Origin of the sequence: Ideonella sp. A 288 (assembly GCF_002198735.1) — a bacterium.
Taxonomy (GTDB): domain Bacteria; phylum Pseudomonadota; class Gammaproteobacteria; order Burkholderiales; family Burkholderiaceae_C; genus Pseudaquabacterium.
The window spans coordinates 1-24,215 of sequence record NZ_MWLO01000065.1 but is presented as its reverse complement, the minus strand read 5'-3'; the positions used below and the strand labels follow the sequence as shown (position 1 = coordinate 24,215).

Genomic DNA, 24,215 nt, shown 5'->3' with positions numbered 1-24,215 from the left:
GAAGCGGACAATCACGTTTGCGATGAACGGCGCTTGGTTGGAAGCGATCATGCTGGCAGGTTCCAAGTTCGGAAGATGCTAGCGACTTGCCGTTATCGAACTCGGGGCCGCGGGCCGAGCCGCCAGTAAAGTGGTGGCTTGAGAAAACCGTGAGATTGGGGCTTGCCTATGCCGGAAACCTACCGACAGACCTGGGCCCGCCTGCTCAGAGACGCCGTGCTAAGCGTTGGGCGAGCTGAAGATTGGCACTGGTTCCGCTATCACTTCGCCAATTTGCCGCCGCACCCGATGGCGCGCAGCATCATCGATGCCTGCGCCGACTGTGAGATGAAGGTGCCAGGCCTGGGGGCGCAGTTCATCACGGAAGTGGCCGCTATTGGCGGGAGGGAGGGACACCTCCCTCACTACGACCAGTTGCTGCAGAAGCTAGCCGAAATCTTGGTTGTCCGTAAGCGTCGCCCCAAGGCCCTCTTGACCTCCGCTGCGGCTTGAAGGCAGCGACGGTCAGATGTCGAGCACGTGGCGCAGCATGTGGAAGGGCACCCGCCAGGTGCCGCCGTCACCGGTGCCGATCGTGGCGGTTCGCTGGTTGATGCGCACGATCACGCCGTTGATGCTGCGTCCATCGCGATCGTCGAAGGTCACGGTGTCGCCGCGCTGGAACTCACGCGCCTTGGTTGCCGCGGTGGCAGGCTCCGGCGGTGGGATGTACTGCGTTTGCTCGTCCTGCCGTTCGGCGTCGGTGTAGCCCTGCATCGACACGCAGGGGATCTTCCAGGTTCGCTTCGTGCCTTGTTCGAGCACGGTGGCCTGGGTGTCCTTGAAGGCGATGATCTTGCCGCTGCGCATCTGCCCGTCGCGGAAGTCGACGAAGCGCACGGGCTGGCCGAGATGCAGGTTGGCGCGCGCGGCCAGGCCGCGACGCGGGTCGGCCAGCATGCCTTCGATGATCGCCTTGAGCTGGTACAGCTGCAGGCTGCTGGCGCCCTCCAGGGCTTCGATCATCCGCGGGTCGATGGCTTGCAGGTTCACGCCTGGGTCCTTTAGACCTGCCGGCGTGGCTCACCGTCCTCAAGCGGCCATGCTGCCAACAGTCTGTCGTTGCTCGTCGCACTGCCGCCCGATGTTCCACGGCAGCAACTCGTCGATGCGGTTGATGGGATGGTCTGCGATGCGACCCAGCACCTCGCGCAGGTATCCCTCAGGATCCAGCCCGTTGAGCTTGGCCGTCTGCACCAGACTGTAGATCGCCGCCGCCCGCTGCCCGCCGGCGTCCGACCCCATGAACAGGAAGTTGCCCCTGCCCAGGGCCACGCCGCGCAGGGCACGCTCGGCCGCGTTGTTGTCGATCTCGATGCGGCCGTCGTCGCGGTAGCGCGTCAGCGCCTGCCAGCGCACCAGGCTGTAGCCGATCGCCTGGGCGAGCTCGGACTTGGCCGAGACGCGTCCGACCAAGCTGCTCAGCCAGGCGTGCAGGTCGTCGAGCAGCGGGCCAGCCCGGGCCTGACGGTGCGCCCGTCGGATGTCGGGCGGCTGGCCGCGGATCTCCTTCTCCACCGCATACAGCGCCGCGATGCGCCGCAGCGCCTGGGCAGCGATCGAGTCCTGCGCCTTGCCCGTGCTCAGGTACAGATCCCACCAGGGTCGCCGCGCGTGAGCCCAGCACGCTGCTTCGGTCACGTGGCCCGAGTCGTACAGCTTGTTCCAGCCGCCGTAGGCGTCGGCCTGCAGGATGCCGCTGTAACTCCCGAGGTGGCGCTGCGGGTGTTCGCCCTTGCGGTCGGGCGAGTACTGGTACCAGGCCGCGGGCGCATCCTTCGATCCGGCAGGCCGGTCATCGCGCACGTACACCCACAGCCGGCCGGTCTTGGTCTTGCCCAGGCCGGGGCTGAGCACGGGCACTGGCGTGTCATCGGCATGCACCTTGGCCCCAGCCAGCGTGTAGCGAGCGAGCGCGGCCACCAGGGGGTCCAGCAGCCGATCGCCCCGGTCGACCCAGCCCGCCATGGTGGAGCGATCGATCTCCACGCCGTCGCGGGCGTAGATGCCGCTCTGCCGGTACAGCGGGATGTGGTCGCAATACTTCGAGACCATCACATGGGCGATCAGCCCGGGCCCCGCAACGCCGCGCGCGATCGGCCGGCTCGGCGCTGCGGCCTGGAAGATCGTCTGGCAGGTCACGCAGGCCAGCTTCGGCCGCACATGGCGGATCACCTTGAAGTGCGAGGGCACGTACTCGAGCTGCTCGGAGACATCCTGCCCGATCTGGCGCAGCCGGCCTCCGCAGGCCGTGCAGCCGCAACGCTGGCCCGCGGTGTCGTGGTGCGCAGCCGTGGCGTCGGGCCGATGGACCTCAGCAACGCGCGGCAGGTGTGACGGCAGGCTGCGGTCGATCTCGGGCGCGTTGGCTGGCGGGGTCCTTGCCGGTGCGGCAGCCGCAGGCTGTGTCTGCACCGCGGTGAAGTCGATCAGGTTGATCTGGGTGTCGAGCTGTTCGCTGGAACTGCCGAACTCGGCCCGCACGCGCCGCAGCAGTTGCAGCTTGAGCTTGTCGACCATCAGCTTGAGCAGCGCCACCTCGGAGTCGCGTGCCTCGATGACCCGCAGCAGCGAGTCGATCGTGGGGGTCGGATGAGTGGGTGTCGACACAGGAACCTAGTGTCCGATATGCGCGTACCAATGACCATTGGTGCTGCCCCTCAGGCGACGCTGATCACACCGCTATGCCGCCAGTTCCGGAGGGTGCGTTCTCACCGGCATGCGCCAGTCGATGCCCTCCAGCAGCATGGACAACTGCGCGGGGGTGAGCGACACGCTGCCGGAGGTGGCCTGCGGCCAGACGAAGCGCCCGCGCTCCAGTCGCTTGGCCAGCAGCATCAGGCCCTGGCCGTCGAACCACAGCACCTTGAGGATGTCGCCGCGCCGGCCTCGGAAGACGAAGACGTGGCCCTTGAACGGGTTCTCGGCCAGCGCGGTCTGCACCAGCGCGGCCAGACCGTCGAAGCCCTTCCTCATGTCGGTGTGGCCGGCCACGATCCATACGCGGGTGCCTGCTGGGAGGCCAATCATGTGACACGGGCCAGCGCACGCAGCACGGCGTGGATGCTGGTCTCATCGACGGCGCCACGCAAGCGGACTCGGGCGCCGTTGATATCGATCTCGATGGTGCCGGCCGGGACGGCGCGGTGTGGGAGCGCTGCTGCTGCTGCTGCTGGTGGTGGTGTCACCGGCTCCGGCGCCGACTCTGAGCCCAGCACCTTGACCGGCAGCAGCACCGCAGCCGGCTTGCCGCACGTTGAAGGCCCCTGGGCCTGCAGGTGCAGACGCCGCCAGTTGAACAGCAGGTTGGCGTTGACGCCAGCCTCCTGGGCAATGGCCGCCACCGACGCACCGGGCTCCAAGGTGCGGCGCACCAGCGCCTGCTTGAAATCCTCGGCATGCCGACGCCGGGTGTCCTGGGGCTTCGTGACTCGCTTGTCCATGTGTGCACTTGTCGGGTTACGTGCACACACCCAAGTGTGGCGACGTCACCTGATCGTGCTCACGACCGGGGCGCCGGGCAATAGGGCCTTAAGGCCACGCTTACGGTTGTCCGGCGCCTGCTGACCTTTGACTGGCCCGAAGGCACAACTTTCCAACACGAGCCAGCGCTCACGGCCGACGGGAAGCGTCCTGAGCTTCGCGTTGTCACGCCCCAGCGCCCGTACCTCTTCGAGGTCAAGGCGCCAGCCCTGCGCGAGCACGCAGGTGCCAGGCGAACCAATGATTTCCAGGTTCCGGGGCGAGCGCTGCCGAGGGAGCGGGTCCAGCAACTTGTCGGAGACAGGGGGCTCACCCTTCCGCGCGACAACCCCGTCAAGGACTTCCTGCTAGATGCGGATGCCAAGTTTGCCGCCTTTAGGGCGGTTCAGCACGAGACCTCGGTGCTCATCATTGTGTGGGACGACTTCATCTACGAGCCCATAACCGCGCTGAAGCATGAGGCGTGTGGGCTCCTCACCGCCAACTCCTATTTGAGGGATTCTGCGGGCGCGCCTGTGCAGTTCGCGAACATAGACGCGGTAGTGCTGGTGAGGCATCTGACTTACTTTGCAAGGGCGGCAGGAGATGTTCCGCTTGAAGAGCGAGCGCATGCGCTCGACTTCGGCGACGAACGGGCGCTTCCGAATGTGTTTATCCCCGTGGGTGACACTGAACTCGTTCCGGCGCTCATCCGCTACGGGCTTCGCGCCGTCAACTGGGACGATCCGAACGTTCAGCGTGCCGCCGATTACAGGCCGAATGACATCGTGATGTGGACATAAACACTTGCGAGGTGAGGATTCGTAAGACCGCCCTGAATGGGACGCTACGTATGTTGGCCGCTATGGAAGGTGGGAAGCTCCTTGTTGGACGGCTGGCCCTCTTCTGACACCGTCGGGCGCTTGTCGAAGCGGAACTCCAAGGCCTCTGCCTTGTCGACACCGGTGAGGGTCAAATCCCCTCGGACCCTCACGTCCAGGTTGGTCAGCGGGTCGAAGATGAAGCGGACGCGCAGCTGACCCGCGCCGTCCTCAAGGCCGCTGACGATGGCTAGGAAAAAGTCCTCATCGTTCCGCGCAGCCTCCACCTCGCTGGCGGTCAGGGTCACATCGCTGGGCATGCCAGTGCCCGAACTCATTTTGATCTCGTAGCACTGCCTGAGCTCATCGATCGCGTCGACTCCAACGCCCCTGGTCGCGCGCAGGTCGTTGAGCTGCTTCACGTCCAACCGCAGCGCACTGCGGACAGCATCGAGCGCCATCTGCTCACGGTCACTGCTGGGTGGCAGCACTGTCCGTACTTGGGGCCCGCCGGACTGCTCCGCCTTCCTTTCGCCGTCGGTGAAAACGCGTGGCTTGGCCATCCGACGCTTCGCGAAGACCATCCCGCCCGAGGGCTTGGCACCCTCGTTCACGATCACGCCCGCCGATGGCTCCAGATCCTCCAGCTCCCGCAGCTTCCGCACCTGTACCGGCTGCTTGCCTATCGGCTTCGGAGCTTCGCTTTTCTTCGCCCCCTTCTTTGGCTTGGTGCGCTGCGCGGCCTGCTTAGCGAGCCTGTCAAGACGCGCCTTGCCATCGCCGCGCTCCGCGCGCGTCTTCGGCATCACCGCACCCTCGGCCTGCTCACCGGCGACCGCGCGCGGCCAGATCGAAGCCCATGCCCAAGCCGCTTTCTGGCGGTCGCCGGAAAACAAGGACGCGACTGCTGCGCCCGCACCTTCGGCCGTCACCAGCTCGCCCGCGTCCCGCACGATCAGGCGCAACGGGTCACGACCCATGTGGGCACGGGCCGGCAGGACGACCTGTCCAGAGGATAGGTTTGCGACGATCGACAGCTGGGGGTCGATCACGACGGGTGCGCCGAGCAACTCGTCCCAGTCGAGGGCGAGCGAGTCGAGCAGGACCTGATCAGCCCTGACTAGCTCCTGCCGCAGGAGAGAGACGGCGCCGGCGAAGACCGGGCGGTGCGACTCGCCTTCGGCCAGCCCGTAAGCGGGCGTCGATGCCGCCTGGAAGTCCGCCGGCGTGAGCCGCACTACTCCGAGCGGCTCCAGCAGCGCCTCCACCGCCGAGAAGGAGGTGATCCCAGCTCGCCAGACGCGCATCTCCGGAGGAGCGCTCGCAATGAGCGCCTCACCCTCGAGCGCGTAAACTGGCCGCGCGGTCACCCACGCGCTCCCGGTCCAGAGCGGCAGTCGCTTCAGCGTAGTGCGCAACTGTGGTGACATCTCCCCCAACTCGGCCGCGATCAGCGTGTAAGCGCGGATGGCGATGCCAAGGTCGGCGACGGACGGCCGGCCCACCGCAATATCCTTGAGGACGGCGATCGCGTCAGCAGCAGTCGGCAGGCCGATTCCGAGCACCTTCCATAGCGGTTCTAGACCCTCGACGTGCGGCGCAAACGCGCGTCGCGCGCCGAACACCCCGGGGCCCCGGAACACCTGCTCTGGCGAGTTCCATTGACCGCCGACCAGCAGCAGGCCACGGCCGTCGACCTCCGCGCGGAATGAGTTCCTAAGCTGCGCCTGGGTCATCCGCCCTTCCGGAACCCCATCGCTCCGATCGCGCAGGGACGCCGCTAGCAACTGATAGGTTGCGGAGGCCTCCTCGCTGACGGACGCCGTGACTACCTGCTTGCGCAGCACTTGGAGTCTGGCGACGAGATCCCGCTGCGTCGGACCGGCCTTCACCCCCAGCGCGGCGAGGACGCCCGAACGCAGTATCTGGCTGTCGAACTTGGCGACCGTTGTCGATCGCTCCGACGGGCTAGGCGGACTGCCCGGCACCTGGAGTTGCAGGTCCGTGGGCCGCTGGAGGCCGTTTGCGGCATCCGGCATCCACTTCACGATGGCCAATCGAGCCAGCCATGTCGCGCGGACCTCGGTGCTGCGATGCCAGTAGCCGTTGTAAGCATAGGCCGGGATCGCGGTCGCGGCTTCGGAGTAGCGCCGCTCCCACCCGCGACTCAGCGTCGCGAGGAGCGCCCCCGCACGTGTGCGTCTCAACTTCACGGCCGCCTTCGCGATGTCGGCGGCCACGATGTCTGCGTCGGGCGACCAGTGGTCGTCGATCAGGTGGTTGTTCCCACCCGCCCGGATCACCTGCAGTTGCTCCGAAGTCTGCATGTGTCCGACCGAACTCGCCGGAGTCCTGTCGCGCGCCCAGCGGGCCGCCTCGTCGGCCGGCTTCACGAGCCGCGGTTCGCGCGCGACGCCCCAGGCCGCTAGGAGCCGCTGGGCACCGATGGCTGAGCGGCCGGACTGCTGTTTGAGGAGCCGAGCATATTCGGGGGCGACCCACTTGAGACCCGACGCACGGCCGGCCGCCTTGGCGAAACTGTCGACTTCGCGATCGATGGCGGCGGGAAGGTAGGTCTCGATGGGCCGCGCCCAGCCCGTCATACGCTTGCCGTCGGCACCAAACCACATGGCCTTGAGCACGATGCTGCGGCCGATCCTCTGACCTAGCATCGCATGCTGGTCGCGGGACAGCTGCGACCATGCGTCGCGCAGGGCGATGAGGTCATCGTCCTGCAGCCTCACTGGCACATCCAGTCCGGCGCCGGTCGCAGGACCACGGCCGAGCACGGCTAACACGTCGCCGTCCGAGTCACGATCGTCAAACAGAACGCCGAACTTCTCTAGTTTGGAGAGGAACGCCGTAGTGGGCGCCGCGGAGTCGAGGTAAGCCGGATGGATGCGGCGGGCCAGACCGAGCCGTGTCGAGAGGGCATCGGGCGACGATCTCCTGACGAGCACCCAAGGATCGCCTTGCTTAGGCCGGGCTGTCGCCACGCCGTCGTCGAGCAAGATGCCGGGACGAACCGAGAACTCGTCAGTCAACTGATGGCGCTCCGCCAGTTCCGCGAACAACACGTACCACTCCGGCCCGCGCTCACCCTGCCCATCGACCACGTCAAGCGCGTTGATGACCTGGACAACCTCGCAACGGTCGAGCTCGTCGAGCACCTGTCGCCACCGCCCTTCGGCATCTCGGCGGGCGCGAGGCATCGCCACACTATTCGGCCGGAGCCGCTCGACGTCGGCCTCCGTTAGCAGCGCTTCGAGATCTTCGTGCTCGTAAGCTATGTCCGTGAGGGCTATCGGACCCGCGTCGGTGCCGATACGCAGCTGTTCTCGGAGATCGTTCTGGCAATTCGTGATGAGTGTACGGACCCGTTCCTCCGTCCAGCCTTCTCCGTCGTTGGCCTCCGCCTGGAGTGGGACGTGGCTCCATGACGAGTCTCGCCCCTCGGTGAAACTCTTCAGCGCAGCCCAGGTGACCAGACGTCGGAGATCGGCGAAGCGTGCGACGTTCCAGTCGTTGGGCTGCAGCGTGGACCTGGCTGAGTCCGGATCGAATTGAGCGTTGAGTCCAATGGGGAGACCGGTCCGGCCCGGCAGCGGCATTCGGTCATACAGCCGCAGCGGTCGCGCCGTCGCCAGCGGCACGCAGATCCCGATGGGCGTGCTGGATCCCGTCGCTTTATTGGATCGCTTCTCAGCGGGTCCGACAGCACGTCGGGTTGTGTAGCGGCGGTAGCGTGTCCGCTCCGCCTCCTCGGCTGGCGCAAGAACCCTAACCTCCGTCACGTCCACCGCGGCTGCTTCGCCCCCAAAGTCGATCGCTCCGCTGCCTGCAGACGTCACCTCGACGGCGAAATCCAGATCCTGGGAAGGATCTTCGAAGCTCCTGAAGTGAAGCCCGCGGATGCTCTTCAGGAAGATCAGGGAGTCGACGTTCAACTCGAGCACCGCTGCGGCGATCGCACTGCCGGAAACGATCGGGAGCAGGGGAATGACGAGCATGGTGTGACGCAGAGCCGAGACATAGATGTTCTCGACGTCTGCCTCCGGCTCGCACGGTTCCGGACCATCGTCCCCCATGACGAAGTGAAACGGCGGAGCGTGCATCTCGATGGGGCCGCCCAGCGAGCTGAGCGTGCGCTGGCCGATACCAAAACGGCCGGATGCCTCGGGATCGTCTTCCTTGGTCGACAGCCATGGAAGCAGCATCGCGCCGACGTTCGCCAACGTGACCGGCGACCCATCATGGGCAATCAGAAGTTCGGGGCGGGGCGACGTTCGATAGGCGATCCGCATGGAAGCTGCACCGAGGTCGTCTGCGTTCTGGAGGCACTCCACCAGACCCTGGAACGGACGCGGGCTCAACGTGCTAGCGCCCTTGCCGGCGCCCCGCATGCTTGCGCGGAGCATCGACGGCTGCGTGGCGATGATCTCGCCGAGCCGCCCGATCGCGGCCCGCGCCCAATCCACCGAGGGATCGAGCGGCACCCATCCACGGTCGGCCCATTCGTTGGCCAACCGGTCTGCCGCAGCTCTTCCCTCGACCTCATCCCCGCTGAACTCGACCGTCGCCACGATGTTCACCCCCTTTCGACGGAGCTTATCGCGACCGGATGCAGTCTCACACGTTGGAGGGAGCGGTACGCGTCCCAATGCGATCACTGAGACCGCTATTGATGTCCCCTGTTGGTCGCTTGCTGAAGGAGGGAATAATTCTTCGGAACGTCACGCAGGGACTACCCGCAAGCAGCCGGAGACGAAAGCCCGCTTGTGGCCGTGACTACCAGTTCGCGGTTGATGCCGACACCAGCCATTCAGCGCTCGGCAAGGTGGCTGCTACGCAGCCTTCGCAGTGGGACCCCCCTAATTTGAAGGTCAGCTGTCTGCACCGTCTGCTCGCGGCAGGTCCCGGCCAGTTGCGGGTGCTGACGAGGGTCCGGTTCAGGGTGACCTACTTGATGGGTTTTGCGCGGCCGTCAATCAAGTCCTTGATCTCGACGCCAAGCGCTGCCTGAACTGCGGCGCCATGGCGTTCAACACACGCCGCAAGTCACGCCCGAGTTCTTCAGATAGCGACGGTAGGCAGCGCTCAGGCGGTCGGCGGCAGAGTGCACTTCACCGCCGCTGATGGGCAGGCGCTTGGGCCTTTGTGATTCGAGAACCGGCTTGTCCTGCCCAAAGATGGTGAGCTGGAATTCACGGAGTTGCTCTTCTGTGGTCGAGGTATCAGCCGTGTATTGACCCATCCAGACGCGGCAGCTTTCGGCGTCCAGCGGACTGGTCCACATAGTGAAGCTGTCCCCCGGGCTGCCGTCATCTGGCTGCTTGGTCAGCAAAGCGCAGTAAGGGCTGAGCACCTCGTAGCGGTAGGTCACCCAGCCGCCCTCGGCGGCGGCGGCGGTCGCGCGCGGCTGCCATGCCTTGTATCGCTCAATCAGGGGTCGGCCGTCGGCGGTGTGTGTGACTTCATGGTCTGGCACTTCGGCATGGCTGGTTTCACCCAGCCAGCCGCGGTGCACATAGGCGAAGTGAGCGGTGTCCAGGAAGTTCTCCACCACGCGTGGAGCGGCGACGGCGACATCGAACGGCCCGTAGACCAGGCGACGCTCGGCCAAACCCCGAAGGACAGGCGCTTCAGTGACCGCGTCACCCAAAGTGCCCCAGAGCAGCCCATGGCGCTCCATCACCTGATAGGCGCACGCCCGGTGAGACGCTGGAGGCTTGAATCCAGGCACTGCAGGTGTGCCCACACAAGCCCCTTGCGGATCGAATCGCCAACCGTGGTAGGGGCACTCGATACTGTCGCCTTGCACGCGGCCCATCGACAGTTGCGCACCGCGGTGCGGGCATTGGTCCCTCATCAGAACCGGTTGCCCGCTTGCATCACGCCAAAGCACCAAGGACCGACCCAGCAGGGTCAACGCCAGCGGCGCTTCAGCGAGGTGATCGTCCCTGCTCAGCGGATGCCACAACTGCATTTCCATCATCTGCCCCTCCAACAGACTGCCCCTGTGATCCCTGCTGCCCCATCGCTCGCAGACGGACAGTCGGCCGCTGAAGCCGCCCGACCCATTCACCGGCTATGCGGCCGCCACCGAAAGACCTTGCTCAGTATGCGCGCCTTGCTCGACCGGCTGGGCACTGCCGATCAACGGTTTGAACGTCTCGTTCTGGCTGGCTGAGCGAATTCCCAAGATTCGCTGTCAAACCCCCTCGTCGGTCAAGGCGCGCCCGTCGAACGTGGGCTTCTTGGCTCGGCCTCGTACTCACGTTGCCGGCCCCAAGGGGTCGTTCCCGGGAGGCTGGTTCGCGGTTGCGCGGCAACGGCGAGTCTCGCTCGCGCGGAGTTGCGACATGCGCTACGCCAGACCGGTGGTGATGCCCAGGCCAGACCCGCTGGAGACTGCTGCAGCCACCGATCATTGAGGTCATGCTGCCAAAGGGTCAGGCACTGCGCGTCTTCACGGCTCAGACCTCTGCCTGACGATCTCTTCCTCGACTTCTCTCAAGCGATCCTTGCCAAAGAACAACTGGTCGCGTACGAAGAACGAAGGTGATCCGAAGGCGCCACGCTCGAATGCTGACTGCGTGTTGGCCGCCAGTCGCGCCTTGACCTCTGGGTCTTGCGCCCGCGCCAGTAGAGCGGGGCCGTCAAGACTGGCTTCGCGCAACACGGCGGCGATCTCGTCAGGGTCGTCCATGTTGCGGGCCTGCTCCCACATCGCCGAATACATCGCATCGATGGTTTGGGGTCCGCACCCCAACACCTGCGCCGCCACCGCCAACCGCATGATCTTCAGCGTGTTCACCGGAAAGTGCGGATTGAACTTGAAGCGGGTGAGTTGGTGCCTGGCAATGAAGCGCTGCACCTCCAGCTTGGCATAGGCTCGTTTGTTGGGAATGTCGGCGAAGGCCTCGGCCGGAGAGCGGTTGTTGCTGAGCTTGAAAAGTCCGCCGAGCAGGATGGGCAGGTACTCGAAGCGCACGCTGGTGCGCGCCTCAATGTCCGCCAGCACCTTGTGGCACAGGTACGCATTCGGGCTGCCGAAGTCGAAGAGGAACTGAACTAGAAGTGGCTTCATGGCGTTTGGGTGCAAGGTGTCGATGCGCTCGTGTTCTGCATTCACCATGATTCCATCCAGGGCCGCAGTTCGGTTTCGTGGGTCCAGGCGTCGCGGGGCTGCCGGTGAATCTGCCAATACGCCTCGGCGATCGAGTCCGGGCTCAGGATGCCTTGCTGGTCCTTCATCGCGTAGCGCTCGGGAAAATTCGATCGGATGAACTCCGTGTCGATGGCGCCGTCGATCACCGGGTGCGCCACGTGGATGCCCTTGGGCCAGAGTTCGCGGGCCATGCTCTGTGCCAGGGCGCGCAGGGCGTGCTTGGCACCGGCAAATGCAGCGAAGCCTTCGCGCCCGCGCAGGCTCGCAGTGGCACCAGTGAAGATGATCGTCCCGCGCCCACGCGGAAGCATCACCTTGGCTGCCTCACGTCCCATCAGGAAGCCGCCGAAGCAGGCCATCTCCCACACCTTGTAGTAGACCCGCGCAGTGGTTTCCGTGATGCCGAAGCGCACGTTGGCGCCGATGTTGAAGACGGCCACCTCGATGGGCGCGATGTCGCGCTCGATGCGCTCGACCAGTGCGACCATTTCTTCCTCCTTGCGCGCATCGCTGCCGAATCCGTGGGCTTGTCCGCCGTCGGCCGTGATCTGCTTGACCAGGGGCTCGAGCTTGTCGGCAGTGCGTCGGGTCACGCACGCGATGTAGCCCTCGCGCGCGAAGCGCCGGGCGATGGCGCCACCGGTGGCGTCGCCGGCACCGATGACGAGGATGGCTTTCTTGTCGGTCATGGGGACGCTCTCTTGGATTGACTCACGCTGGAGGGGGTGACGGTTTGCTGTGGCTGAGCGTGGTGATCCTCAGCGGATAAGGTGCACCAGCTTTTCAGTCCGGGCCTTCCACTCGTCCGCATCCGGCAAGGGCGCCTTGCGTTTGGTGATGACCGGCCAGCCTGCAGTGCGGGCGAGTTCTGCGTTCAGTACGAGCATGTGCCGCTGGCCCGACGGCACATCCTCTTCGGGGACGATGGCGTTCACCGGGCATTCCGGGATGCACACGGCGCAGTCGATGCATTCATCCGGATCGATGGTCAGGAAGTTGGGGCCCTCGCGGAAGCAGTCCACGGGGCAGACATCGACGCAGTCGGTGTACTTGCAGCGGATGCAGGCTTCGGTCACGACGTGCGTCATACAGTGGTCTCCTGCGTTGCGCCCAGCCGCACGATCTGGACAGGCACGTGCTTGTGCCACGGTGTGCCGGCGAACGGGTCGCGGCTTGTTGTGTCGGTGAGTTCGTTGAGTGATACGCCCTTGTGTACCGGCGTTCCGTCCGCTGTTGTGTAGTCAAGCCCGTGGCCATTGGGCAGTGCCACGTGGCCGGGCTGCAGGTCTTCACCCAGTTCGACTGGTGCTTGCGCATGTCCGCGGCGCGTCGTCATGCGGACCCAGTCGCCCTCCTTGCAGCCAATCTTCTCGGCGTCGGTGGGGTGCATGCGCAGCGTGCCGAAAGTGCCGCGGCGGTGCCATCCGGCATCGCGGATCGAGGTGTTGCTGGTATCGCTGCGGCGCTCGCCGGCGGACAGGACGAAGGGGTAGTCGGCGTCCTGTTGCGGCAGCTTGCTGCCCAGCGCTTCCAGCTCCGCCAGCATCTCTTCGATGCACAGGTTGATCTTGTGGTCGGGCAGGCGCACCGCGTGCCAGCTATCGGCGTACTCGCTGACCGAATAGATCACCCCGGAGGGTCGGGTGAGGATGGCATCAAACAGCTTGTTGCCAGCCGCCAGCACGCCGCCGCCGAAGCCGGCCCGGACGGCCGCCTTCCTGTTCTTGCGAACGAACATTTGACTGAGACCCCAAAGCGAAGCAGCCGGCGCAAAGCCCTTGGGCAAGGTCTCGCCCAACGTTCGGTACAGAACGACCGGCGCGTAGCGCGCCACCTTCGTGTCTCGCGCTGCCTTCCAGGCGAACGCCAGTCCGAAGGCCGTACGGCCCCAGCGTGCGGCGCCGCGCAGCAAGCGGTACTGGCCCTCGCCGATTTCTCCCAATGCCTCGATCAAACGAGCGTGGATCTCGGCCTCGGTCAGCGTGCCCGGGCGCGGTGCGAACAAGGGCTGCCTGAGGTGGAAGCCATTGCGCGGAAACTCCACGTTGAAGAACGTGGCCTCGGCTTTCTCGAACTGGCTGGTGGCCGGCAACACATAGTCGGCCTGCCTCGCGGTCTCGGTCATCGCCACGTCGATCACGACGCTGACGTCGAGTGCCCTCAGGGCCTGCCGCATGCGCTGGCTGTCGGCCAGCGAGTGCACCGGGTTGCTGCTCTCGATGAACATCGCCCGGAAGCGCTTGGGGTGGTCGGTGAGGATCTCCTCGGGAATCACGTTGCAGGGGATCAGCCCCATGATCACCTTAGCGCCTGTGACCGGGCTGTGCGATCCGGGCCTCGGCTTGCCACCTGCACCGGGGCTCGCACCTGACTTTGCCGCGGTTTCGCGCGTCGACGACGACAGGTTGAGCAGCGGCACGAACGCGTTGTTGGTCCCCGGCCGGGCGTAGTGCCCGGTCAGCAACCACACCAGACGGTTCAGGTAGCTGTTGAGTGTGGAGTGCAAGTTCATCTGCACGCCCAGGTCCTCGATCATCGACACGCTCTTGGCCCGGGCGATGCGTTCGGCCACCTGGCGCAGCAACGTGATGTCGATGCCGCACGTCTTCGCGAAGTCGGGCACCGGAATACGCTGCAGGACCTCGGCCACGCGCGAGTAGCCAGTCGTGTGCTCGGCCAGCCAATCCTTGGCGACCAGTCCTTCCTGGACCAGGATCGCTCCCAACGCCGCCAGGCACCACGCATCGGTGCCCGGGCGCACGGCGAGGTGGTAGTCGGCCATCTCGGCGGTTTCGCTGCGGCGCGGGTCGATGACGATCATCGAGCGCTTCGGGTCCTTCTGGATCTCGCGCAGGATCACCCGTGTGCGCGCGAAGCCGTGCGACTGGAACGGGTTCTTGCCCAGGAAGACCGAGACCTCGGCGTGCTCGAAGTCGCCGTGCACGCCGGCGCCCATCATCTTGCCCTGGACCCAGGCTTCGCCGGTCTTCTCCTGCGCCAGGGCGTTGGAGCGGTAGACGACGCCCAGGGCCTTGATGGTGCTGTCTGCATAGGTGCCGCCGAGGTGGTTGCCCTGGCTGCCGCCACCGTAGTGGAGGATGCTGGCGCCGCCGTGCTGGGCTTTGACGGCCGCCAGCTTTTCGGCGATCTCTGAGATGGCGGTGGCCCAGTCAATGTCTTCGTAGCTGCCGTCGGCGCGCCGGCGCTTCGGGCTGGTGATGCGGTCGGCGCCGTTCTGATAGAAGTCCATCCGCTGCGACTTCTCGCAGACATAACCCTGTGACGTGGGATGGTCCTTGTCACCCCGAGCCTTGACGATGCGGCCGCCCTCGGTCTGCACCTCCAGGCCGCAGTTCAGCGAGCAGATGATGCAGGCCGTCTTCTTCCACTCTGCCGCCAGCGGTGCGCTCATCCGTTGCCTCGTTCCTTCTGTCAGGCACAGGGTTGCGCCATGAGATAATGAACGTTATCCTATAAACACGCACCCCCGCTGTCAACCTCGGGACATCACAGACAGGCCATGCGCTACTCCAAGGATCACAAGGACACCTCTCGTCAGCGTCTCATCGAGCTGAGCGGAAGCCATGCGAAGAAGCATGGGTTCAATGAGAGCGGTATGGCATCGCTGGCCGCATCAGCCGGGGTGACCACCGGCGCGCTGTACAAGCACTTCGATGGCAAGGCCGATCTGTTCGCTGCAGTGATCACTGCCGAGCTGGAGCGCACGGCGAAGATGTACGACGGCTTCGACCCAGCCGACGATGCCAGTGCCGCCAAGTCATTGGCGGGCTACCTTAGCATCCAGCACGTCAGGCATCCGGAGCAGGGGTGCCCATTGCCATCGCTCACGCCCGAAATCACGCGCGCTGACGATGCCGCCAAGGCGGCCTACCAAGCTGGACTGCTGGAAATACACGCCAAGTTGCGGCGTCTGACAGGCACCGCGGAGGACGCATGGGCGCTCATGGCGCAGAACGTCGGCGCCGTGATGCTTGCCCGTGCAATCCCCGATGGAAAGCTCCAGCGAGAGATCTTGACTGCGCTGCGGCAGGCGGGTGAGAAGTTGCTTGCGGATAGCTCCAGCCGCTCGATCAGTTCGGGAGCTTGAACGTCGGCTTGGCGGCGGCGAAATCGCCGATCGGTAAGACTGCTTTGGGTCGGATCGAGTCGGCGACGCTGGTGGGGACCGGTCGCTCGCGGAGCACTGCAGCGAGGGGGCAACACGGACGGCAGGTGTCCAGCGCATTGCCGACTCTCATGGCGTCGCGGGCCGGCTGGTTGAAGGTCGGCTCCATGACGATGATCGTGAGTTCGGTCTCACCCAGCGACCGGCTCCTTACGCTGCACTGCTGCCCTTTGCCGCCCATCAGCCTCGGTTCGTCGTGAGTTGGCAGCGCGTGCCTGTTGGTCGCATTCCTCGCAAGAGGATTGAAAGCAGAGGGTGACTGCGGATGGGAGGCATCGGTAGCAACACCGTCCGTTCGCTGGTTCTCCCGAAGTTATCGTGAATTATTCGAGACCAATGATCTTCTGCTTCTTGGTCCGATAGGTGACGATCAAGTCCTGTCGTCGAGGCCGCCGTGGCCTGCAAACGGCCTCTGCCAACCGCGCAGGCCGTGGTCTACACGGTCGTTTACGACTTTGTTTGTGGATCCGGGACCTTCCAGGCGGTTCTGAGGGTGCGTGTTTACGACTTCTCAGTGCCGTGTGGTCGAATCGCCACGCCGGATCGCGAGGATTTCCGCGGGGCGCTGTTTACGACTGTATTTGGCCGGAACAGCGAAGCGCCCGCGCCATCGGCGCGCAAATGGCGCGGCTTGCGTCGCAGGCTGACTTGGCGCAGCCAAGTCATGGCCCGCAGGGCCGGCCGGAGACACAGACCGAGAAACCTTGCCAAGTCCGTGACCGTCGAATAACGGGCAGGGGCTTGCGGCGCGGTGTTCCGTAGGAGCAAGGTCTGCCAGACTCCAGCACTGCGCGGTGTCATCCTGTGCACGCCTCAACCCAACCCCAGACCATGCGCCACCTTCTCGATGCCCGGTTCCTTCTCTTGTCGGCTGCCCTGTGGCTGACAGCCTGTACCACCGTGCCGGCCACCGGGCCGATGGGCTTCTTCATCACCAGCACCAACCCCGGCAAGGGCGCCGACTTCGGCGGCCTGGCAGGCGCCGACGCGCACTGCCAGCGCTTGGCCGCGGCCGCTGGCGCTGGAAGCCGCACGTGGCGCGCCTACCTCAGCACCAGCCCTGCGGCGGTCACCGTGGCCAATGAAGCCGTCAACGCCCGAGACCGGATTGGCAAGGGTCCCTGGTTCAACGCCCAGGGCGTGCTGATCGCCGCCAACCTGGAACAGCTGCACGGCCCCGGCAACAACATCACCAAGGCCACGGCATTGACCGAAACCGGCGCCATCGTGAAGGGCCGCGGGGACACACCGCACGACCACGACATCCTCACCGGTTCGCGCATGGACGGCACCTCGCTGTCGCCCACCCCCAACCTGACCTGCGGCAACTGGACCCAGAGCGGACCGGAGGGCGCTGCGATGACGGGCCACCACGACCGCGTCGGGCCGGTGGCCGAGCCCTGGGCGCAATCCTGGAACAGCTCGCACCAGACGCGCGGCTGCGGGCTGGCGCAACTGCGCGTCACTGGCGGCGCGGGGCTGCTCTACTGCTTTGCCGCCGATTGACCTTGGCCCGAAAGCAGGGATCCCCTGCGTTGCCATCGTCATGGGCTCGCTCGGCGCTTCCTCGCCACGGCGATGCAGGCCGGCGGCTGCGCACAGGTCGAGGCGTTGAAGGTGCCCAGCGTCCGGATGCCGACCGAAGGCCTGACGAAGAAGAAGCGCGGGACGGTCGCCCGATCAAGCCGACCATCCCGCCAAGACCTGCAGGGCGGGCTTGCAGGATCGATGCAGAGAACATGGGCGCAGGCCCGCGGCCAGTCTAGGGGCCGGGCCGCGACCGCGACCCGGGAAATGCTCCTGAGTTGCGCGTGGTGGCTGGCGGACGCCGGCGCGTGCAAGCGCGCCTGGGGCCCCGTTCAAGCGCCTGCCAGCAACGCCGCGATGGCCTCAGCCGCCATCGGCGGCCCCAGCAGGAAGCCCTGCGCCGCGGTGCAGCCCAGGTCGCGCACCGCCGACAGCTGGGCCTCGGTCTCGACGCCTTCGGCGGTGGTCTGCATGCCCATGCCCTCGGCGATGGTGATCACGCCGCGCACGATGGCGCGCAGGTCGGCGCGGTCGGGCATGTCGTGCACGTACGAGCGGTCGATCTTGAGCTGGTCGAACGGAAAGCTGCGCAACTGGCTCAGCGACGATTCGCCCGAGCCGAAGTCGTCCAGCGCGATCCGCACGCCCTTCTCGCGCAGCGTGTGCAGCGCGGTCAGCACCGTGGTCGGGTCCCTGACCATCGCCGTCTCGGTGATCTCCAGTTCCAGCCGGCGGGCCGGCAGGCCGCTGTCGGCCAGGGCGTGCAGCACGTCGATGACCACGGCGCTCTGCGCAAACTGCACCGCCGACACGTTGACGGCCACCGTCACGTGCGGCGGCCAGGGCAGGGCGTCGCGGCAGGCGTGCTCGAGCACCCAGCGGCCGATCGGCACGATCAGCCCGGTCTCCTTCGACAGCGGGATGAACTCGTCCGGCACCACCATGCCGCGCTGCGGATGCCGCCAGCGCAGCAGGGCTTCGACGCCCACGATGCGGCCGTCCCGCAGGTCGAACCGCGGCTGGTATAGCAGCTGCAGCTGGTCGAGCTCGATCGCCTCGCGCAGGCTGCTCTCCACGCCGCGGCGGGCGTCGATGCGCTCGTTCATTGCCGGCTCGAAGTAGCTGATGCGCGCGCGCCCGTCCGACTTGGCGCGGTACAGCGCCAGGTCGCCGTGGTGCAGCAGCGTCTCGGGGTCGTCGCCGTCGACGGGGGCCAGGGCGATGCCGACGCTGGTGCCGATGTGCACCACATGGCCGTCGACGTCGAACGGGTGGGATAGCGCCTCGATGATGCGCTGCCCCAGCCGCGTCGAGCCCTCCGGCTGCGCGGCCCCGCGCTGCACCACGGTGAACTCGTCGCCGCCCATGCGGCCCACGACGTCGATCTCGCGCACGCAACCGCGCAGGCGCTCGGCCACCTGCCGCAGCAGGTCGTCGCCGGCGGCATGGCCATAGGTGTCGTTCACCGGCTTGAAGCGGTCCAGGTCCAGGCACAGCAGCGCCAGCGTCTCGCCGCGCCGGTTGCCGGCCAGGGCGCGCTCCAGCTCTTCGCGCAGCACGGCCCGGTTGGCCAGGCCGGTGAGCAGGTCGTGCCGCGCCAGGTAGCTGATGCGCGCCTGCGCCTCGCGCTGCTCGGTCACGTCCTCGTGCAGCGCCACGCAACTGCCGTCGGCGCGGCGCGAGACCACGATCTCGATGAGGCGGCCGTCGTCCAGCTGCCATTCGCGCGAGCGCGTGCCTTCGGTGCCGGGTGCGGGCTGCGGTCGGCTGCGGCTGGCGTCGGTCTCGCTGCCCGGCGTGGCGTCCATGATCTGCCGGAAGGTGGCCCCGGGGCGCACCACGTCCGGCGGCAGGTTCCAGATCTTGCGGTAGCGCGCATTGGCCAGCACCAGCCGGTCGTCGCCGCTGAAGGCGCACATGCCGTGCGGGATGCGCTCGAGCGCGTCGCGCAGCAGTTCCAGTTCGCTGCGCATGGCCTCGTTCTCGGCGCGCAGGGCGTCGATGAGGGGGTCGTGCGGACGGGGGTCCATGATGGCGTTGCTCCGGCGGGGTGTCCCCTCAGGTGCCGTCGCCGCGAATTCTCGACCGCACCGCGTGCCTGCCGCTGGACGCCCCCGTGGTCGACCCCGACACGGGTGCGGTTCAGCGCAAGAAAGATGAATCGGCTGTCTGACGCCTGTGCCTGCGCGCGCAGCCTGTACCGTAGCCGTTCGGCCGCCGGAAGTACAGCACCCCGCGCCGGGCAGGGTTCGGCCGCCAACGCGCATCGGCGCCTGGCCGGGTGGATTTGCGCGGTCGCCGATTGCTCATCGAGCGCGTAGAGTGCAGGCCATGCCGTCGCCGACCGCGCTGCGCCAGGAACTGCGATTCGCGCATGTGGCGTCGGGCGCGCGCATCGCCTGGGCGCGCAGCGGACGCGGGCCGCCGCTGCTGCGCGCCGGGCATTGGATGACCCACCTCGAGCACGACGCCGTGTCGGCGCTGTTCCGCCCCTGGCTCGAGCGGCTGGGCCGTGGCGTCACGGTCTACCGCTACGACGAGCGTGGCTGCGGCTTGTCGGGGGTGGACGACGTGCCCCCGGGCCTGGCCTCGTCGGTGGAGGAGATCGGCGCCGTGGTCGACGCGGCAGGGCTCGACCGCGTGGCCCTGCTGGGCATCTCGGGCGGTGCGGCGCCCTCCATCGCCTATGCCGCGCGCCACCCCGAGCGGGTGAGCCACCTGGTGGTGCTGGGGGGCTATTCGCATGGCCTGCTGCACCGCGCGCTGGGCGACGCGCAGCGCGCCTACCTCGAGGCGCAGGCCCGCCTGATCGAACTCGGCTGGGGCGTGCGCGATGCGCCGGTGCAGCAGTTCTTCACCGCGACGATGATCCCCGACGCCACGCCCGAGCAGGCGGCGGCGTTGAACGAGCAGCAGCGGCGCTCGTGCGACGGCCGGCGCGCGGCTGCCCTGTTCCGCTCTCGGCTTGCGCTGGACGTGCGGGACGAGATCGCCGCGGTGCGCTGCCCGACGCTGGTGCTGCACGCCGAAGGCGACGCCGCGGTGGCCGTCGAGTCCGGCCGCGAACTGGCGGCCGCCATCCCTGGCGCGCGTTTCGAGTCGCTGCGCACCCGCAACCACGTGCCGCTGGCCGGCGAGCCGGCCTTCGATCGCTTCTGCGAGGCTGTGGCCGAGTTCATCGGCCCGGGTGCAGCGCAGGTCGATGGGCGCGCCTTCACGCCACGCGAGCGCGAGCTGCTGACGCTGGTGGCCCGCGGCTGCGACAACCTGCAGATCGCCGCACAGCTCGGCCTGGCCGAGAAGACGGTGCGCAACGCGCTGTCCAGCCTGTACACGCGCCTGGGGGTGGATGGCCGCACCCATGCCGTGGTGCGGGCGCGCGAGCTGGGCTTCTCCTGATCATGGCGGCCCGCGGGGCGGGCTGAGCGCCTGCCCCGGCCCGCCTTCGCTGCGCCGTCGGCGGGACATCTGTCCTGCGACTCCGGTGCTGCCGGGCGACCCGAGGACGGATGTCCCGTGGCCACGCAGCGCACCGTGGCGTGCAATGGGCCCGTCCACAACGAAGGAGCCCACGATGAGCCGACCACCCCCGAGCCCGAACGCCGCCGCGCGATCGATCCATGTCTTTGGCGTGTACCTGTGCACCACCGGCGCGCTGCTGCTGCTGGCGCCGTCGCTGGTGCTGGCGCCGCTACAACTCGAGGTGCCGCAGGACGTGTGGATCCGCCTTGTCGGGGTCCTGGCGCTGGCGTTGGGCTTCACCGACCTGCTGATCGCGCGCCAGGGCGTGGCGGCCTTGATGCGCGCGTCGGTGTGGCGCCGGCTGGCTGCCGCCGCCGCGATGCTGGGGTTGGTGGCGATCGGCCTGGCGCCACCGGCGGTGACGCTGTTCGCCGCGGTCGACATCGCCGCGGCGGCCTGGACCGCGCTGGCCTTGCGCGGCCTGTCGGCGGCACCGCTGGTGCACGCCTGAGGGGTCGCGATGAACCGGACCTTCCTCCCCAACCTGGCCCGCAGCGCCAGCGAAAAAGTCTCGCGGATCCTTGCCGTGGGCCTGCTGTGGGTCACCGCCGGATTGGCACAGGCGGCCCTCATGCCCTTCGACGCGGTGGTCGACGGCGTCTCTCAGATCGTCGAGGTCGTCGATCCCGCTGGCCCGGTGGTGCGCGTGCAGACGCTGGCCTTCGGCACCGGCTCGCCCGGGTCGCTGCGCTACCACTCCGGCGATGTCATCGACCTGGCCACCGGGCTGGGCTCGGGCACCAACCGCTTCGTCACCGACGACGGCGACGAACTGTTCGGCCGGTTCACCGTGCAACTGGTGCCGGGCGCCGACCCGTCGCTGTTCGACCTGTTCGGCGAGGTGGTGTTCGACGGCGGCACCGGCGGCTTCGTGGGCGCCGTGGGCACCGCGTCGTTCGTGGCCACGGGTCAGTTCGTGTCGGCCTCGGAGGCGCGCACGCACTTCGAGTTCACGGGGCGGGTGTTCACGGTGCCCGAGCCCGGCACCGCTGCGCTAGGCGTCGTGGCGCTGGCGCTGGCCCTGCGCCTGCGGCGACGCCCGCCTACTTCGCCTGGTCGGGCAGCTCGATCTTCACCTCGAGCACCTCGAAATCGTCCTGGCGCTCCAGGCTCACCTTCACGTCATTGGGCGAGATGTTGACGTACTTGCTGATCACCGCGATCAGCTCTTCCTGCAGCTTGGGCAGGTAGTCGGCGCGCGAGACGCCGCGGCCCGAGCGCTCGTGCGCCAGGATGATCTGCAGCCGCTCCTTGGCGACCGAGGCAGACTTCTTCTTTTCGCCGAGAAAGAACGACAGGAACGACATCGCGCTCACCTCCGGCCGAACAGGCGCTGCAGCAGGCCGACCTTCTCTGCGCTGGTGAAGCGCATCGGCACCGTCTCGCCCAGGAAGCGGCCGACCACGTCGCTGTAGGCCTCGCTCACGTCCACGCCCTTCAGGTGGATGGCCGGCACGCCCTGGTTGCTGGCGTGCAGCACGTTCTCGCTCTCGGGGATCACGCCGATCAGCGGGATGCGCAAGATCTCCTGCACGTCCTGCAGCGACAGCATCTGCCCGCCTTCCACGCGCGTGGGGTTGTAACGCGTGATCAGCAGGTGCTCCTTGATCGGCTCCTTGCCCTCGATGGCGCGGCGGGTCTTGCTCGACAGCATGCCCAGGATGCGGTCGCTGTCGCGCACCGACGAGACCTCGGGGTTGGTGACGACCAGCGCCTCGTCGGCATAGTGCATGGCCATCAGCGCGCCGGTCTCGATGCCGGCCGGTGAATCGCAGACGATGTACTCGAAGCCCATCTCGGCCAGGTCGTCGAGCACCTTCTTGACGCCCTCCTGGCTGAGCGCATCCTTGTCGCGCGTCTGGCTGGCGGCCAGCACGAACAGGTTCTCGCAGTTCTTGTCCTTGATGAGCGCCTGGTTCAGGTTGGCCTCGCCCTGGATCACGTTGATCAGGTCGTACACCACGCGCCGCTCGCAGCCCATGATCAGGTCGAGATTGCGCAGGCCGACGTCGAAGTCGATCACCGCGGTCTTGTGGCCGCGCAGGGCCAGGCCCGACGAAAAGCTGGCACTGGTCGTGGTCTTGCCCACGCCGCCCTTGCCGGACGTGACGACAATGATTCTGGTCATTGGGAGGGGTGTCCTTTGCTGAGTGAATTCGGCAGCCGCATCAGCCGCCCAGGGGCTCGACGAGAATCTTCTCGCCCACCAGCCGCACCTGGGCGGGCTTGCCAGCCACATCGGCGGTGAGCGGGGTCTCGGTGGTGCGGTAGATGCCGGCGATCGACATCAACTGCGGCTCCATGCAGGTGCTGAAGATGCGCGCCTCGGTGTCGCCGCGCGCGCCGGCCATCGCGCGGCCGCGCAGCGGCGCGTAGACGTGGATGCTGCCGTCGGCGATGACCTCGGCGCCGAAGCTGACCACCGACAGCACCACCAGGTCGCGGCCCCGCGCATACACGCGCTGGCCCGATCGCAGCGGCTTGTCGACCACCAGCGCCGGCGTGCGGGTTGCGGCGGCGGGCTGCGGGGCGGTCTCTGGTGGCTGGCCTGCCGCCAGTTCGACCACCTCGTCCGCCGCGGGCTCGGCCGCCTCGTCGCGTGGTGCCGTGTGCAGGGCCTCGAGGGCCGCCACGCTCACTTCGTCCATCATCACCGGCAGCCCATCCATCGGCACGGCAGCCGCTGTGGTGGCGGCGGGTGGCTCGTCGCGCACGGCGGCCGGCGGTTCGGCGCGCGGGTCGTGGCGCGGCTCATGCCGCGTGTCCGGCTCCATCGCCTGCACCAGCCCGGCCGCGCGCGCGGCGGCCATCTGTGCGGGCGAACCGCCCTGCGCAGCGATGGCCGTCATGCCCAGTCGCCGCAGGTGAGTGAGCAGCCCGCCGACATCCAGGTCGGCATCGGCCTCGCGCAGCGGGCTGAGGTCGATCACCAGCGGATCGTCGTCGAACAGCCCCGGGCTGTCGGCGAAGCGCTCGTCCAGCGCCGCAGCCAGCGCGCCGAGGTCGGCGCTGTGCAGCCGCAGGGCGGTCAGGATCCAGGAGGTGCTCTTGAGGTCGAACGGGGGTTTGGCCGTGGGGGCGTGTGACATGGGGGGACGAATCGACGGGTGCCAACCCGTCGGCCGGGCGCGCCGGTGCAGTCTGGGTTTCGTGGGGCGCCCGGAGCGAATGCCCGGCGCGGTGCGTGGATCGGAGGTCGAAAGTCTCGGGCGCGCAGCGATGCGACGCGACGAAGTCTACTATGGCGGACTTTCGTCACGCGGGCGGCCGAGTGTGCCCAGACCGCCGCCGCACCCCGGGGCAGATACAGGTGCTTGCATGGGATCGCGCGAGGCGGTGGTTGGCTTCGGGGCTCATTGCAGCCGTTTGTTCCGTCCGACGATCTGCGCGGCGCGGCGCGGCAGGCGGCAGCCGGCGGTGGCGCTGACTGTGGCGGTCGGCTGCGCCGACTGCGCTGCGATGCTCGTCTCGGGGTCGCGCCGCAGAA

General features: G+C 67.2%; 22 protein-coding genes. 7 read left to right on the top strand and 15 right to left on the bottom strand.

Annotation, left to right across the window (positions count from 1 at the left end):
• The first annotated feature begins 168 nt into the window (after window positions 1–168).
• A complete protein-coding gene (locus EOINJALH_RS31015; RefSeq protein ID WP_144289854.1) occupies window positions 169–492 on the top strand; it encodes a hypothetical protein in 324 nt (107 codons plus the stop codon).
• Between the two features lie 12 nt (window positions 493–504).
• On the opposite strand, the gene EOINJALH_RS04085 is transcribed toward EOINJALH_RS31015, so the two are convergent.
• The 4 genes from EOINJALH_RS04085 to tnpA form a co-directional block, all read right to left on the bottom strand.
• Complete coding sequence (locus tag EOINJALH_RS04085) at window positions 505–1,032, bottom strand: hypothetical protein (protein ID WP_144289853.1); 528 nt, start codon at window positions 1,030–1,032, stop codon at window positions 505–507.
• A 39-nt stretch (window positions 1,033–1,071) separates the two neighbouring features.
• The gene (gene tnpC, locus EOINJALH_RS04080) at window positions 1,072–2,649 is read right to left on the bottom strand and encodes an IS66 family transposase (RefSeq protein WP_088279039.1); all 1,578 of its coding nucleotides are present in this window, start codon (window positions 2,647–2,649) and stop codon (window positions 1,072–1,074) included.
• Window positions 2,650–2,721: 72 nt separating this feature from the next.
• Window positions 2,722–3,069 carry an IS66 family insertion sequence element accessory protein TnpB gene (gene tnpB / locus EOINJALH_RS04075; protein ID WP_088279038.1) on the bottom strand — a complete coding sequence of 116 codons (348 nt, stop codon included), beginning with the start codon at window positions 3,067–3,069 and terminating at the stop codon, window positions 2,722–2,724.
• Window positions 3,066–3,482, bottom strand: a complete 417-nt coding sequence (gene tnpA / locus EOINJALH_RS33425; RefSeq protein WP_088279037.1) for an IS66-like element accessory protein TnpA — start codon at window positions 3,480–3,482, stop codon at window positions 3,066–3,068. Before tnpA ends, tnpB begins: the two co-directional genes overlap by 4 nt.
• A gap of 441 nt (window positions 3,483–3,923) precedes the next feature.
• Between tnpA and EOINJALH_RS04065 the strand changes: the two genes are divergently transcribed.
• Window positions 3,924–4,304, top strand: coding sequence for a hypothetical protein (locus EOINJALH_RS04065; RefSeq protein ID WP_088279036.1), 381 nt, complete (start codon window positions 3,924–3,926; stop codon window positions 4,302–4,304).
• Window positions 4,305–4,348: 44 nt separating this feature from the next.
• Here EOINJALH_RS04065 and EOINJALH_RS04060 read toward each other — a convergent pair whose 3' ends face one another.
• The 6 genes from EOINJALH_RS04060 to EOINJALH_RS04035 all read right to left on the bottom strand — a co-directional run bounded on the left by EOINJALH_RS04060 (window position 4,349) and on the right by EOINJALH_RS04035 (window position 14,905).
• Entirely contained in the window at window positions 4,349–8,914 is a 4,566-nt protein-coding gene (locus tag EOINJALH_RS04060; RefSeq protein WP_088279035.1) for a sacsin N-terminal ATP-binding-like domain-containing protein, read from the bottom strand.
• Window positions 8,915–9,363: 449 nt separating this feature from the next.
• Window positions 9,364–10,317 carry an aromatic ring-hydroxylating dioxygenase subunit alpha gene (locus tag EOINJALH_RS04055; RefSeq protein WP_088279034.1) on the bottom strand — a complete coding sequence of 318 codons (954 nt, stop codon included), beginning with the start codon at window positions 10,315–10,317 and terminating at the stop codon, window positions 9,364–9,366.
• A gap of 474 nt (window positions 10,318–10,791) precedes the next feature.
• Window positions 10,792–11,412 (bottom strand): 2-hydroxychromene-2-carboxylate isomerase, encoded by a 621-nt coding sequence (locus tag EOINJALH_RS04050; protein ID WP_088279118.1) that lies wholly within the window; start codon window positions 11,410–11,412, stop codon window positions 10,792–10,794.
• 41 nt (window positions 11,413–11,453) lie between these two features.
• Entirely contained in the window at window positions 11,454–12,182 is a 729-nt protein-coding gene (locus tag EOINJALH_RS04045; protein WP_088279033.1) for an SDR family oxidoreductase, read from the bottom strand.
• Between the two features lie 69 nt (window positions 12,183–12,251).
• Complete coding sequence (fdxA, locus tag EOINJALH_RS04040; protein ID WP_088279032.1) at window positions 12,252–12,581, bottom strand: ferredoxin FdxA; 330 nt, start codon at window positions 12,579–12,581, stop codon at window positions 12,252–12,254.
• The gene (locus EOINJALH_RS04035; protein ID WP_088279031.1) at window positions 12,578–14,905 is read right to left on the bottom strand and encodes a molybdopterin-dependent oxidoreductase; all 2,328 of its coding nucleotides are present in this window, start codon (window positions 14,903–14,905) and stop codon (window positions 12,578–12,580) included. The genes fdxA and EOINJALH_RS04035 overlap by 4 nt, the downstream gene beginning before the upstream one ends.
• Before the next feature lie 108 nt (window positions 14,906–15,013).
• Here EOINJALH_RS04035 and EOINJALH_RS04030 point away from each other — a divergent pair, with 108 nt between their 5' ends.
• Window positions 15,014–15,601 (top strand): TetR/AcrR family transcriptional regulator, encoded by a 588-nt coding sequence (locus EOINJALH_RS04030; RefSeq protein ID WP_088279030.1) that lies wholly within the window; start codon window positions 15,014–15,016, stop codon window positions 15,599–15,601.
• Here the strand turns inward: EOINJALH_RS04030 and EOINJALH_RS04025 are convergent.
• The gene (locus EOINJALH_RS04025; protein ID WP_144289852.1) at window positions 15,585–15,788 is read right to left on the bottom strand and encodes a hypothetical protein; all 204 of its coding nucleotides are present in this window, start codon (window positions 15,786–15,788) and stop codon (window positions 15,585–15,587) included. The two genes, EOINJALH_RS04030 and EOINJALH_RS04025, sit on opposite strands and share 17 nt — an antisense overlap.
• Before the next feature lie 722 nt (window positions 15,789–16,510).
• Here EOINJALH_RS04025 and EOINJALH_RS04020 point away from each other — a divergent pair.
• Window positions 16,511–17,185, top strand: a complete 675-nt coding sequence (locus EOINJALH_RS04020) for a hypothetical protein (protein WP_088279028.1) — start codon at window positions 16,511–16,513, stop codon at window positions 17,183–17,185.
• Between the two features lie 353 nt (window positions 17,186–17,538).
• Here the strand turns inward: EOINJALH_RS04020 and EOINJALH_RS04015 are convergent, their stop codons facing one another.
• Entirely contained in the window at window positions 17,539–19,236 is a 1,698-nt protein-coding gene (locus tag EOINJALH_RS04015) for a bifunctional diguanylate cyclase/phosphodiesterase (protein ID WP_158219642.1), read from the bottom strand.
• Window positions 19,237–19,537: 301 nt separating this feature from the next.
• On the opposite strand from EOINJALH_RS04015, the gene EOINJALH_RS04010 reads away from it, so the two are divergent.
• From EOINJALH_RS04010 to EOINJALH_RS31010, 3 genes are all read left to right on the top strand, one after another.
• Window positions 19,538–20,605, top strand: a complete 1,068-nt coding sequence (locus tag EOINJALH_RS04010; RefSeq protein WP_144289851.1) for an alpha/beta fold hydrolase — start codon at window positions 19,538–19,540, stop codon at window positions 20,603–20,605.
• Between the two features lie 175 nt (window positions 20,606–20,780).
• A complete protein-coding gene (locus tag EOINJALH_RS04005) occupies window positions 20,781–21,179 on the top strand; it encodes a hypothetical protein (RefSeq protein WP_144289850.1) in 399 nt (132 codons plus the stop codon).
• 9 nt (window positions 21,180–21,188) lie between these two features.
• A complete protein-coding gene (locus EOINJALH_RS31010; RefSeq protein ID WP_144289849.1) occupies window positions 21,189–21,869 on the top strand; it encodes a hypothetical protein in 681 nt (226 codons plus the stop codon).
• Here EOINJALH_RS31010 and minE read toward each other — a convergent pair.
• The 3 genes from minE to minC are packed head-to-tail and all read right to left on the bottom strand — an operon-like array spanning window position 21,772 to window position 23,817.
• Window positions 21,772–22,035 carry a cell division topological specificity factor MinE gene (gene minE, locus EOINJALH_RS03995; protein ID WP_088279023.1) on the bottom strand — a complete coding sequence of 88 codons (264 nt, stop codon included), beginning with the start codon at window positions 22,033–22,035 and terminating at the stop codon, window positions 21,772–21,774. The genes EOINJALH_RS31010 and minE overlap by 98 nt on opposite strands.
• Before the next feature lie 5 nt (window positions 22,036–22,040).
• Window positions 22,041–22,856: a septum site-determining protein MinD gene (gene minD / locus EOINJALH_RS03990; RefSeq protein ID WP_088279022.1), complete on the bottom strand. Its 816-nt coding sequence runs from the start codon at window positions 22,854–22,856 to the stop codon at window positions 22,041–22,043.
• Between the two features lie 40 nt (window positions 22,857–22,896).
• Complete coding sequence (gene minC, locus EOINJALH_RS03985) at window positions 22,897–23,817, bottom strand: septum site-determining protein MinC (protein WP_088279021.1); 921 nt, start codon at window positions 23,815–23,817, stop codon at window positions 22,897–22,899.
• Between the last annotated feature and the right edge of the window lie 398 nt (window positions 23,818–24,215).

Excerpts from the sequence above, each read along its gene's own strand:
- fdxA (WP_088279032.1), bottom strand. The coding sequence starts at position 12,581 with ATGACGCACGTCGTGACCGAAGCCTGCATCCGCTGCAAGTACACCGAC.
- EOINJALH_RS04005 (WP_144289850.1), top strand. The coding sequence starts at position 20,781 with ATGAGCCGACCACCCCCGAGCCCGAACGCCGCCGCGCGATCGATCCAT.
- EOINJALH_RS04010 (WP_144289851.1), top strand. The coding sequence starts at position 19,538 with ATGCCGTCGCCGACCGCGCTGCGCCAGGAACTGCGATTCGCGCATGTG.
- EOINJALH_RS04015 (WP_158219642.1), bottom strand. The coding sequence starts at position 19,236 with ATGGACCCCCGTCCGCACGACCCCCTCATCGACGCCCTGCGCGCCGAG.
- EOINJALH_RS04050 (WP_088279118.1), bottom strand. The coding sequence starts at position 11,412 with ATGAAGCCACTTCTAGTTCAGTTCCTCTTCGACTTCGGCAGCCCGAAT.
- EOINJALH_RS04030 (WP_088279030.1), top strand. The coding sequence starts at position 15,014 with ATGCGCTACTCCAAGGATCACAAGGACACCTCTCGTCAGCGTCTCATC.
- EOINJALH_RS04045 (WP_088279033.1), bottom strand. The coding sequence starts at position 12,182 with ATGACCGACAAGAAAGCCATCCTCGTCATCGGTGCCGGCGACGCCACC.
- minC (WP_088279021.1), bottom strand. The coding sequence starts at position 23,817 with ATGTCACACGCCCCCACGGCCAAACCCCCGTTCGACCTCAAGAGCACC.
- minE (WP_088279023.1), bottom strand. The coding sequence starts at position 22,035 with ATGTCGTTCCTGTCGTTCTTTCTCGGCGAAAAGAAGAAGTCTGCCTCG.
- EOINJALH_RS31015 (WP_144289854.1), top strand. The coding sequence starts at position 169 with ATGCCGGAAACCTACCGACAGACCTGGGCCCGCCTGCTCAGAGACGCC.
- tnpA (WP_088279037.1), bottom strand. The coding sequence starts at position 3,482 with ATGGACAAGCGAGTCACGAAGCCCCAGGACACCCGGCGTCGGCATGCC.
- minD (WP_088279022.1), bottom strand. The coding sequence starts at position 22,856 with ATGACCAGAATCATTGTCGTCACGTCCGGCAAGGGCGGCGTGGGCAAG.
- EOINJALH_RS04020 (WP_088279028.1), top strand. The coding sequence starts at position 16,511 with ATGCGCCACCTTCTCGATGCCCGGTTCCTTCTCTTGTCGGCTGCCCTG.
- tnpB (WP_088279038.1), bottom strand. The coding sequence starts at position 3,069 with ATGATTGGCCTCCCAGCAGGCACCCGCGTATGGATCGTGGCCGGCCAC.
- EOINJALH_RS04035 (WP_088279031.1), bottom strand. The coding sequence starts at position 14,905 with ATGAGCGCACCGCTGGCGGCAGAGTGGAAGAAGACGGCCTGCATCATC.
- EOINJALH_RS04055 (WP_088279034.1), bottom strand. The coding sequence starts at position 10,317 with ATGATGGAAATGCAGTTGTGGCATCCGCTGAGCAGGGACGATCACCTC.
- EOINJALH_RS31010 (WP_144289849.1), top strand. The coding sequence starts at position 21,189 with ATGAACCGGACCTTCCTCCCCAACCTGGCCCGCAGCGCCAGCGAAAAA.
- EOINJALH_RS04025 (WP_144289852.1), bottom strand. The coding sequence starts at position 15,788 with ATGGAGCCGACCTTCAACCAGCCGGCCCGCGACGCCATGAGAGTCGGC.